General features: G+C 71.2%; 10 protein-coding genes and 1 pseudogene. 5 read left to right on the top strand and 6 right to left on the bottom strand.

Annotated features, from left to right (window positions below; translation table 11 throughout):
• Positions 1-307, bottom strand: a 307-nt coding sequence (locus PV721_RS36735; RefSeq protein WP_319732152.1) for an NUDIX hydrolase, incomplete at its 3' end; no start/stop codon positions are given.
• A gap of 292 nt (positions 308-599) precedes the next feature.
• Here PV721_RS36735 and PV721_RS36730 point away from each other — a divergent pair.
• Complete coding sequence (locus PV721_RS36730; protein WP_319732151.1) at positions 600-1202, top strand: hypothetical protein; 603 nt, start codon at positions 600-602, stop codon at positions 1200-1202.
• Positions 1203-1221: 19 nt separating this feature from the next.
• Here PV721_RS36730 and PV721_RS36725 read toward each other — a convergent pair.
• Positions 1222-1612: pseudogene (locus tag PV721_RS36725) on the bottom strand (transposase); the annotation flags it as partial.
• 409 nt (positions 1613-2021) lie between these two features.
• On the opposite strand from PV721_RS36725, the gene PV721_RS36720 reads away from it, so the two are divergent.
• Positions 2022-2279 (top strand): hypothetical protein, encoded by a 258-nt coding sequence (locus PV721_RS36720; RefSeq protein WP_319732150.1) that lies wholly within the window; start codon positions 2022-2024, stop codon positions 2277-2279.
• 404 nt (positions 2280-2683) lie between these two features.
• Here PV721_RS36720 and PV721_RS36715 read toward each other — a convergent pair whose 3' ends face one another.
• A complete protein-coding gene (locus PV721_RS36715; RefSeq protein ID WP_319732148.1) occupies positions 2684-3283 on the bottom strand; it encodes a hypothetical protein in 600 nt (199 codons plus the stop codon).
• Entirely contained in the window at positions 3280-3594 is a 315-nt protein-coding gene (locus tag PV721_RS36710) for a hypothetical protein (RefSeq protein ID WP_319732146.1), read from the bottom strand. Before PV721_RS36710 ends, PV721_RS36715 begins: the two co-directional genes overlap by 4 nt.
• A 140-nt stretch (positions 3595-3734) precedes the next feature.
• Between PV721_RS36710 and PV721_RS36705 the strand changes: the two genes are divergently transcribed.
• The 3 genes from PV721_RS36705 to PV721_RS36695 all read left to right on the top strand — a co-directional run bounded on the left by PV721_RS36705 (position 3735) and on the right by PV721_RS36695 (position 7277).
• On the top strand, positions 3735-4376 hold the full coding sequence (locus PV721_RS36705) for a hypothetical protein (protein ID WP_416371257.1): 642 nt from the start codon (positions 3735-3737) through the stop codon (positions 4374-4376).
• A gap of 100 nt (positions 4377-4476) precedes the next feature.
• Entirely contained in the window at positions 4477-7053 is a 2577-nt protein-coding gene (locus tag PV721_RS36700; protein ID WP_319732144.1) for a protein kinase domain-containing protein, read from the top strand.
• On the top strand, positions 6957-7277 hold the full coding sequence (locus PV721_RS36695; RefSeq protein ID WP_319732142.1) for a hypothetical protein: 321 nt from the start codon (positions 6957-6959) through the stop codon (positions 7275-7277). Before PV721_RS36700 ends, PV721_RS36695 begins: the two co-directional genes overlap by 97 nt.
• Positions 7278-7664: 387 nt before the next feature.
• Here the strand turns inward: PV721_RS36695 and PV721_RS36690 are convergent, their stop codons facing one another.
• Positions 7665-9083 carry a hypothetical protein gene (locus PV721_RS36690; RefSeq protein WP_319732140.1) on the bottom strand — a complete coding sequence of 473 codons (1419 nt, stop codon included), beginning with the start codon at positions 9081-9083 and terminating at the stop codon, positions 7665-7667.
• A 357-nt stretch (positions 9084-9440) separates the two neighbouring features.
• Positions 9441-9821 (bottom strand): nuclear transport factor 2 family protein, encoded by a 381-nt coding sequence (locus PV721_RS36685; RefSeq protein WP_319732138.1) that lies wholly within the window; start codon positions 9819-9821, stop codon positions 9441-9443.
• Between the last annotated feature and the right edge of the window lie 112 nt (positions 9822-9933).

The raw sequence follows: 9933 nt of genomic DNA, 5'->3' as shown, positions 1-9933 counted from the left end.
GGTGGAGCTTGCGCGGTGGCGGGGTGGGCCCGGGGCGGGTGACGCGCTGGTCGACGACCCACAGGAGTTCCCCGCCCTCGGCTTGGTCGATGTCCAGGTCGAGTTCTTCGGCGAGTTCGCGGCGGAGGGCTTCGCGAAGGTCTTCGCCGTCTTCGACGTTGCCGCCGGGCGGGCTGTAGTGGGTGGAATCCGGGCGGTCGCGTCGGATGAGTGCGACGTCATGACCGCAGAACACCACTGCGCCGGTCCGGATCTTGATCCGTGAGAAGGCGGCGGGTGTGGTGGGCGTGCCAGGAGTGCTCGTCATGGCAGCCAGTATCGCGGCGGTCGGATGAGCCTCGTGAACGAGGTCGACGGCCATCGCCCACATCCAACCGGGCGAAGAGCTACTGACGCCACGGGGCTTGTGCGGGAGCCGGCTGTGTCGGATCACCTGGGACAGAGGCCGGACACGGGGGTGCGGGGCCGGATCGAGAGCTGCCTCGCCGGTGTGGCCCACCGGGACCTGCTCGGCGCGTGAACGCCGGCGTACCGCACTCACGGGCCGTCCCGTTTCCGTGCGTTCGACTGGCCTCGGCGAGCCTGGCATCGTGGCCCTCATGAGTACCGAGCCCGCGCCGCACCCCACACCGGTCCGCCACCACGACCACGGCACGTGGCTCGTCCAGTTCACCAGCCGGATGCTCGTGGTCTGCCCGAGGTGTGGTGGCCGCGCACTCGTCGTGCCCCTGCCCCGTCTCGAGACGCCGAAGTACTTCAGCGACCTGCTCTCCCGGCCCCGCCGCCTCGCCTGCGCCGGCTGCGGCGCGGTCGCCGACTGGGCGGCCGAGGAACGGGGCGGCGGTCTGGTCGGTGCGGTGCCCGGAGGTACCGAAGACCCCTTCTTCCGGCGGCCGCTCTGGCTTCAGACGCGCTGTGCGGGGCGCATCTTGTGGGCGTACGACGAGGAGCACGTCGACGCCCTCGCCGCCTACGTGGCCGCCCGGCTGCGCGAGCGTCACGCCTCGCCGACGAGGGCGATGTTCGCCCGTCTGCCGGTCTGGATGAAGTCCGCCGACCGGCGTTCCGAGGTGCTGGCCGGCTTGGCGACCCTCAGGGCCCTCGCCCGACTCTCGGCTCCCGCCGACCGCTCCGACGCGGCCCACGAACGCGGCGACCGCCCCCGCCATCACGGCAGCCGGTACTTCCGTGGCGGCCCGTAGTAAAAGAGCGTTCTGTCCTGACGGAGGCCGCGAGGAGGAGGCCGAGGGTGTCGACGCTGACGTGGCGTTTGCGTCCTGCGATTTTCGTGCCCGCGTCGATGCCCTGGCTGGTGGCCGGGACGTTGGCGGACGTCTTCACGCTCTGGGCGTCCAGCACACATGCGGTCGGTTCGGCGTCCCGGCCTGCGGCCTTCCGGACCAGTCGTAATCGTGTGGCAGGTATCGCCAGGAATGCCGGTGCGGTCGACGTGCAGGACCGCGTCCGTGATCCGTCGCAGGTCATGCTCGGGCGGCCGCCCGATATCCAGGCCCTTCCCTCTCCTCTCAGCCCGCCAGGCCGACAGAATGGGCTCCATCAGCTCCCATCGGGCATCGGACAGGTCACTTGGATACGGCCGGCTTCGAGGCATGTTTCGGTAGTACTGCCGACAGCCCCTCGGCCACAGGGCGCGAACTGGGGGTGCCTTGGGATCAGACAGGAGCGAAGGGACTGAAACGGAAGCCCGACTGCCGTCACCAGTCACAGTCACCTCGTCGGCACCCATCACCCCAGAAGCCCCAGTTGAGCCGACCGCCCAGAACGCCGTCAGACAATCCTGTTGGGACAAACCGCTCTTCAAAAAAAGGTGTTCTGCCCCTGCGAATGTGTTTGGTAAGGCAGTCGAGGATGATGGCGGGGTGTTGGTCACAGTAGACGCAGTGCATCCCTGCCCGTTGAGTCCCTTGACCGTCCGGGTGCGCTCGGCGGTGGGCACCGTTGTGGCGCTCTGGCAAGGGGCCCCTGAGGCAGTGGGGCGAGAACACCATGTCGAGTGGACGGTGGATGAGGACATCGCCTGGGCGGTGAACGCCCGGCCGAGTGCTACTGGCACCGCTGAGCTGCGGGAAGACGGTGACTGCATCATCTTTCGTGGACGGCTGAGCCTCCCTGAAGACGGAGGGGCCGTCCTGGAAGTGGGCGGCGCGCTGATCCTGTTCGACCTGGCCGGCCCACCAGTGCCGGAAGGTGTCGATGGGACGTGGGTCGAGGTCCGAGCGGCGCAGGATCACGTCACCGTCTGGCCCTACGGAGTTTGACTGCTGGTGGACGGTCAGGTGTTGCGGCAGTCCGGTGTCCTCAAGCGGCCGTGCTCACCCATCGGCTCCCGCAGGCACGGCTTTCACTCTGAGACCGCCTCACCACCGAATCCCTCCTCGCGTTCCCGCAGGCCTCCGCAGGCCGCGACACCGCCCGCTGCCTGCAGGGCCTCAAGGACTGGCTCGCCGGCGACTACGCCTGGCACCAGCACACCATCCGCCACCGCCCCGAGGCCCGGCAGCGCGAACGCACCCACGCCATCACGCTCCCGGCCGCCCCGACGGCCCGGGCACGGCAGCCGCGGACCGTGCCCGCCTGCTGCGCCAGGATCCCCACGTTCCCGAGGCCGGGCCGGCATCGGTGTCCACCCGCGCGGGGTGACGCGATCGGCGGGGTGATCCACTCAGTGCTCCTGAGCCGGGTCGAGCGGCCGTTTGTAGTACCGCCAGGGGAACCAGCCCGCACCGACGGGGATCCAGCCTTCCTCCTCCATCCGGCGGTGGCGGCCGCCGGAGGCGAGGGTCACCCGGCAGTGTTCCCACGGCTGGTCGGACGCCTCCACCTCGTGGAACAGCGCACCGTAACCGACCAGGTGCCAGCCTTCGCGCCCGGCCTCCGCCAGAGCGGCCATCTCGTTGAACGCGGACAGCGGACTGAGGATGCGACGCTCCGCCACACCCGGTTCCCCCGCCTCCCGTCCGGAGCCCACGGCGTCGGTCACCTTTACCGCGAAGCGCTGCTGGGCGGCCTGCCGGCTCACGCCCAGGATGCGGCCGACGGTGTCCCAGCTGTGCCCGGCAGCCCTGGCGCCCTGGACTGCCTCCCGCAGCAGCCGGCTCGCCTCCTCGGCGCCGACGCGCGAGGCGTCGACCAGACGCAGATAGCCGTCGGCGTCGTGCTCCAGCGATGCGGCCAGGTCCTCGCGGGCGCCGAGGACGGCGGCCGCGACCCCCTCCCGGATGCGGGCGCTCTCCTGCGGGTCCAGCAGCGGCTCGCCGCTCATCGCCGTTCCCCGGCGAGCGGCTCCAGCAGGTCGAGCACCGCCGCGTCGCGCCGGGCCCGGACGGCAGCGGTATCGGTGGCAGCGCTACGGGTGGCAGCGCTACGGGCGGCGGCACGAGCGGCCAGCGCGCTCGTGGTGGCGATGAGTGCGAGCTCGACCGTGACCACCACGACCCAGCCGGTCGTGCTGAACCGGTCGGCGAACATCGAGGCCAGCGCGGGCAGGAGCGCGGTGCACGGGAGGAGGAGGGCCAGGGAGTCGGCGGCGGAGGAGGCGTCTTCGTGGGACGCCGTCGAGTTCAAGATCGGCATACGTCAAGGAAACCTTGACATGATCATCGTGTCAACAGTTTCTTGACGCCTTCCCGCGCTCAACCGGCCCGCGGTCCACGTGGCACTTCGGGGCTCACTCCGTGGCCCGGTGCGCATCGTCCTCGCCTTCCGGTCTCGACGTGAGCGAACAGGCGCACCTGTTCGCGCTGGCCGGCGGTCAGGACCCGGCATCGCCCACGGTGTGCCCCGGCGTGACACCCGCCGTGCGGGCCGTGCTCGACCAACGGGGGCCGATCCCGGCGTGCGTCCAGAACGGCCGGTACGACATCCTGGGCATGGGCCCGGTGACGGCGGGGCTGACGCTGGTGCCGATGGCCCTGGCCTTCTTCGGGGCCTCCATGGCCGGGCCGCGCATGGTCGCCCGCTTCGGCAGCCGCGTCGTCACCGTCGGCGGCGTGGTCCAGGCGGCCGGCATCACCCTGCTGCTGGCCACCCTGCGCCACGGATGGCCGGACCTCGGCCCAGGCGCGCTCGCTCCGGGCGTGTTCCTGGCGGGCCTGGGCCAGGGCCTCCAACTGCCCGTGCTGATGCGTCTGATGCTGTCGGACGTGCCGGCCGACCGGGCCGGGGTGGGCAGCGGGGTCGTGATCACCACCCAGCAGTCCGCCCTGGCGCTCGGCGTCGCCGCACTGGGCAGCCTCTTCCTCGCCCTGGCCCCGACGGCCGGCCCGCGCGAGGCGGTCGCTACCGCCCTGCTGGTACAGCTCGCGCTGATCGCCCTGACCGTCCTGCTCAGCCTCCGCCTTCCCCGCATGCGCTGAGCGGCCCTGGCCGAGCCCCGGATCACGGCCCCCTACCCCACGGCCGCACCCCTTGATACCCTCCGCGCGCGCACCGGGGGACGCTGAACCAGGGGGAAGAATGGCCGAGTTGCTCACCAACGAGGACCCGGAACGGATAGCGGGATACTGGCTCGCCGCCCGGCTCGGGGCGGGCGGCCAGGGGACCGTGTACGAGGGCTACGACGAGGCCGGGCAACGCGTCGCCGTCAAGGTGCTGCGCCCGGAACTCGTCGCCCGCCCCGACATCGCGGGCCGGTTCGCCAAGGAGGTGCTCGCCGCGCAGCGCGTGGAGTCCTTCTGCACCGCACGGGTCCTGGAGAGCGGCACCGACGGCGAACGGCCCTACATCGTCAGCGAGTTCGTCCCCGGCCGGGATCTACGCAAGGCCGTCCGCGCATCGGGCCCGCTCAGCGGCGACGCACTGGTGCGACTGGCCACCGGCGCCGCCACCGCCCTGGCCGCCATCCACCGCGCGGGCGTCGTCCACCGCGACCTCAAACCGGACAACGTCCTCCTCGGCCCCGACGGGCCCCGGGTCATCGACTTCGGCATCGCCCGCACCGAGGACATGTCGATGACCGCCACCGGACACCTGATGGGCACACCCGGCTACATGGCCCCCGAGGTGCTCGCCGGGAGCCGCGCCGACGGCGCCGCCGACGTCTTCGCCTGGGGAGCGGTGATGCTGTTCGCGGCCACCGGACGCGATCCCTTCCGCGGCGAGAACATCGGCGAGATCGTCGTACGGGTCACCGAACACCAACCGGACCTCACCCCCTTGCCGCCCGCGCTGCGCGCACTGGTGGGCGAGGCACTGGCCAAATCCCCGGCCGACCGCCCCACCGCCACCGGGCTGCTGCTGAGGATGCTGGGCGGACCGGCCGACGCCGCCGACGCGGCCCTGCTCGCTGCCGGCCGGGACAACGCCGGGCGGCTGCGCGACGCCACCGCCGACGCGGCCGAGCCGGCCCTCGGGGCCGCTGCGGAGACCCCGTACCAGCGCCTGCCGGAACCGGCCCGGCGAGCCGTACGGGAGATCACGCTCCGCCTGATCGTCCCGGGCGCCGCCGCCGACGGCTCCCAGGACACACTGCGCACCGCCGCCACGGCGGAATGGCTCGACGGCCGACCGTACGAGGAACGCGGCCCGCTGCGCGACGCGTTCGACTCCCTGGCCGTCGCCCGGCTCCTCGTCCTGGAGGACGACGCCGCCCGCCTCGCCTCCCTCGGCCTGCTGCGCGCCTGGCCACGGCTGCGCGACTGGGTGGACCACGACCGCCAGGCCCTGCTCCTGCTGCGCTGGCCCACCGCCGCTGCCGGGTACTGGGACGGGCAGGGCAGGCGGGCCGAAGACCTCCCGGCCGGCAACGCCCCGGAGGCGGCACGCGTCTGCGCGGCCGGGGCGCCGGACTGGCTCCGCGCGAGCCGGCTCGAGGGCGCGTTCCTGGAGGCGTGCCGCCAGGCGGCCGCAGCGCGTCACAGACGCACCCGGCGGCTGCGCGCGGGCGCGGCGGCCCTGCTGTCCCTCGCGCTCGTGGCGGGCCTGGTCGCCTGGAAGCAGAAGGGCGTCAGCGACGAACGGGCCCGCCAGGCGTCCGCCCGTACGATGGCCTCCATCGCCGAGAGCCTGCGTACCTCGGACCCCGAAATGGCCGCTCTGCTGAGCGTCGCGGCCTGGCGGATCGCACCGGTCGACGACGCGCGGGCCGCCCTCTACGGATCCCTGGGCCAGGACGAGCGCGCCGTAGCCAACAACCTCGCCCGGGTCTCGACCGGCTACTACGACGACCACGCCGACTTCCTGCTCGACGGCCGGACCCTTGCCGTACTCGACGCCCAGAAGAGCGTGGAGATCTGGGACGTGGTCAGCGGCCAGCGCACGGGCCGGGCCGAACTGCCCGCGGGCACCCCGGATCTGCCGGCCGCCGTCGACCCCTCGGGGACCGTCGCTGCGCAGACCATGAGCCAGGGCGTCCGGCTGCTCGACCTCAAGACCGGCAAGGCCGGCCCGTTGCTCCTGCCGGACCACGCGACGCCCAGGGTCCTCGCGGTCTCCAGGGAGGCCGCCCTTCTCGCGATCAGAACCACGACTGCGCCACGGACAGCGACGCCGAAGACCGCTTCCGCCTGCGGACCACGGCCGACGGCCAGGTGCGCAAACTGCCGCACCATCCGGTCATGCCGTCCGTCCCCGACGCGTACGACGAGGACGACGACGGTTCGTCCGCCTACTCCCACGACGGGGGCTCCTCGCCACCGCCTCCTGGCACGAGGACGGCAAGCCGCGCGTGACGGTGTGGGACGCCCGCGAGAACCGGCTGCGCACCGAGCTCACCCTGCCCCCACACGCCTTCCGCATCATGGGGTTCGCTTTCACCCCGGACGGCACCCGTCTGGCCGTCGCGGTCGCCAAGGAGAACGGCCGCCCCCTTCACCCGCGCCCTGCAGATGTGGGACCTCCGGTCCGGCCGCCAGGAGTACGAGATCGCGGACGCCGGCGCGGCCAACCTCGCGATCAGCCCCGACGGCTCCCTCCTGGTCACCTCCGCGGGGGAGCGCGTGGACCTCGCCACCCGCGCCGTCGAGCGTGGCGTCCTCGGCCCCGGTGTCATCCAGGACCTGGAGTTCAGCGACGACGGCTCGGTGCTGGCGGTGAGCCTCCTCCAAGGGACGGTCACGCTCTGGGACGGCGCCGGGCGCCGCCGTCTGGGAGGCCTGTCGAGTACGGCGGCCACCCGTGGCGACGACTTCGGCGGGCGGGTGGCGGGGCTGCGCTTCTCCCGCGTCGATCGGGACGCCTACCTGGCACAGATCCGTTCCTTCGTCACTGACGGATCCTCTCCCATGGCGCGGGCTCTCCACGCGGAGGCCGGTAACTGACCGGGGGACCGGCGGCTCTGCGGATACGCGACCGCCTGGCCTTCTTCACGAGCTGAGGAACTGGTGGGTGGCTGACGGGCCGCCGACGACGTGTCACCGGCCGTAGGTCTGGTGGCACAGCGCGGTGACGGCGGGGCTGGTCACGCCATGGGCCGCGCGGCAGCTCGGCCATGTCCGCGGCTCCCGCCCCGGGCCCGGGTCCAGACCGCACCGGGCGCCGCGGTGCGGGTGCGTGGGTGCTCGGCCAGGCCTTTGCCTTGCGCTGGGGCCTGGGGGCTGGGCGCACGGAGCGCCTATGGGCACCCTTGCCTCACCCTCGCCCCAGATCGTGTGCTGCTGGGGTGCGAGGTGGCCGGTGGTGCGCCCGTAGGACCGGTACGGAGGCGTTCATGGAGTTCCTCCGCCGGGTGTGCCGGGTGTGAGGGGTGGCCAGTGCGGGGGGTTCTCGATCCAGTGTCTTGGTGGGGGGCCGGCGAGGTGGCGTTGGAGGTCGAGGTGGCGGAACTGGTAGACCGCCCCCACTTGTCGCAGCACGCCGCGCTGTTCGTGGGCGTCGGTGAGGAAAGCCATGAACCGCCAGGGCACACGTCCCAGCAATGCCAGTTCGATACGCGTGGCCAGGAAGGCCAGCCACGCCGACCGGGCGCGTCCGAGCTGCGAGGCTCCGAGCCCGAAGATAATTCCGAACGTAAGTCCGATTGCCGGCGCCTCGGAGAGCGACGCTCCCGAGAGTGTGGAAATCAATCCGATAGCAATACAGCTTACGGTGCAGGTTGCGAGCGTGACGGTCCAGAATGCGCGACGGTCCCGAGCCAAGACTGCGCCTGGTCCCACTGCATTCTTGAGATCAGGCTGCAGTGGTGTCAGGCCACCCATGAGGGCGCCCGTGACAAGGCCGAGAAGTCCTCCAGCAAGGGTGACTCGTCTTGTGTTGCCGGCATAATCAATGAGTTCACTGAAAGACCAGAACGCGAGCCCGAACGCAACTGCTGACATGAGTGTGCGTTGCCAAAGGTTGCCCTTCCAGTTCCACCGGATGCCCTCCGACGGGCTGCGTGCCGGGTTGAACATGAGCAGCGTCATCCCCAGAATTCCGAAAAGGATCCCGATCACCAGCCCGTCCCCCATGCTGTTAAAGAGGCCGATAGTGCCGTAGACGAGGCCGACTGCCGCTCCGGGGATAAGGGCGAGTGAGAATCCTGGAAGAGCTTTGTGGAGTTGCCACCAGGCGAGGTTGGGAGTGCCGCGAAGGGAGTATTCGAGGTGGCGGGCGAGGAAGGTGAGGGTGTGCTCGGCCTGTTTGACGGTCCATGGGCTGGCCTGGCGGTGGTGTGGGCTGTAGGCGGCGGGGATGAAGATCCGGAACAGGTGGGCGTCGACATCCTGGCGGGTGGGGAAGCGGGTTCGGTCGAGGAGTTCGTCGGGGTGGGCGAGATCGACCGTGTACTCGTGGCCCGGGCGGGGGTTGTAGATGCTGCGGGCCAGGAAGAGACCGAGCGGGGTGCTCAGAGCCTGGGCGGCTGGCGTTCCGGTACCGAGGCACGCGGCGACCCGGCTCCAGCGGGCCGCGGCTGCGTGGTGGGGACCACCGGCGTCGCGTAGCAGGTAGGCCGCTGCCTGAGCGGCGTTGAGCGGGTGTAGCCGGATGCCTGCGGCCCCGTTCAGAAGCACAGGTGTGCCTGTGGGCGGGGCCAGAGCGGTCCGGTACTCGGTGGTGCGGCTGGAGAGCACCAGCGGCCGCCCAGGGCGCAGTACCTGGTTGATGGCCCTCGTGCCGGTGCGCGCGGGTGCGTCGAGTGCCTGCATGATGCCCTGGGTGCGCGCAGTCGGTGGCACTCGGGCAGCCCTCGGCGTGGACGGTGGCCGGGCGGCCGTGGGTGCGGCCGTCGAGCAGCCACGCGGCGTCGAGTGCGGGGGTGGGCGGGGATGTGCCCGAGGCCGATTCCGGGGCAGCGGGCGCAGCTGCTCGGCGGTGACCCACGTGCTGTACTCGGTCCGGCTCGACCCCGCCCCCGTACTGGTGAAGAGGCAGTGTTCCGAACCTGCGCTGTTCATCGCAACGATTGATGCGGTCGGCTGGCGCTCTGCCTACCTGTGGGGGCGGCCGTTGGTGGTTACGTGTGAGCGTTGCAGTGCGGCAAGTCGGCGTGCGCAGGGCGAGGGTCAGAACATGGTGTTGTCGTTCTTGGAGGTGGGTGGGATCACCTGGAGGACGTCCCAGTGTTCGACGATCTTGCCGCCTGCGTCGAAACGGAAGATGTCGATGCCGGCGTACTCCTCCTCGGGCCAGGTTTGGTGGCAGTGCAGGATCACGTGGTTGCCTTCGGCGAAGGCGCGCTTGACCTCCACCCGCTTGCCCGGGTACTCGGCGGCCATGCGCTCGAAGTAGTCGATGAACGCCTGCTTGCCGTCGCCGACGTGTGGATTGTGCTGGATGTAGGTGTCGCCGGCGTACTGCTCGATGGCCTCGGCGGGGCGGCATTGGTTGAACATCAGGTCGTAGAACGCCTGAGCCGTGGCCTTGTTCTTCTCCGGGTCGCTCATGACGCCACCCTAGGGTCGGGTGCCGGGTGCGGCACGGCAGGTGCGTCGAGCAGGTGGTCGGCCCCGACGAGGACGGACAGAGTGCGGCGGACGAGGTCGGGGGGTTTCGGGG

The organism is Streptomyces sp. MB09-01 (genome assembly GCF_033794505.1).
Taxonomy (GTDB): domain Bacteria; phylum Actinomycetota; class Actinomycetes; order Streptomycetales; family Streptomycetaceae; genus Streptomyces.
Note: the sequence above shows the minus strand (reverse complement) of the source record. Positions and strands in the feature narration are given on the sequence as shown.

What these genes read in the sequence shown, in the direction of transcription:
- PV721_RS36730 (WP_319732151.1), top strand. Translation starts at nt 600, where the DNA reads ATGAGTACCGAGCCCGCGCCGCACCCCACACCGGTCCGCCACCACGAC.
- PV721_RS36715 (WP_319732148.1), bottom strand. Translation starts at nt 3,283, where the DNA reads ATGAGCGGCGAGCCGCTGCTGGACCCGCAGGAGAGCGCCCGCATCCGG.
- PV721_RS36710 (WP_319732146.1), bottom strand. Translation starts at nt 3,594, where the DNA reads ATGCCGATCTTGAACTCGACGGCGTCCCACGAAGACGCCTCCTCCGCC.
- PV721_RS36700 (WP_319732144.1), top strand. Translation starts at nt 4,477, where the DNA reads ATGGCCGAGTTGCTCACCAACGAGGACCCGGAACGGATAGCGGGATAC.
- PV721_RS36690 (WP_319732140.1), bottom strand. Translation starts at nt 9,083, where the DNA reads ATGCAGGCACTCGACGCACCCGCGCGCACCGGCACGAGGGCCATCAAC.
- PV721_RS36685 (WP_319732138.1), bottom strand. Translation starts at nt 9,821, where the DNA reads ATGAGCGACCCGGAGAAGAACAAGGCCACGGCTCAGGCGTTCTACGAC.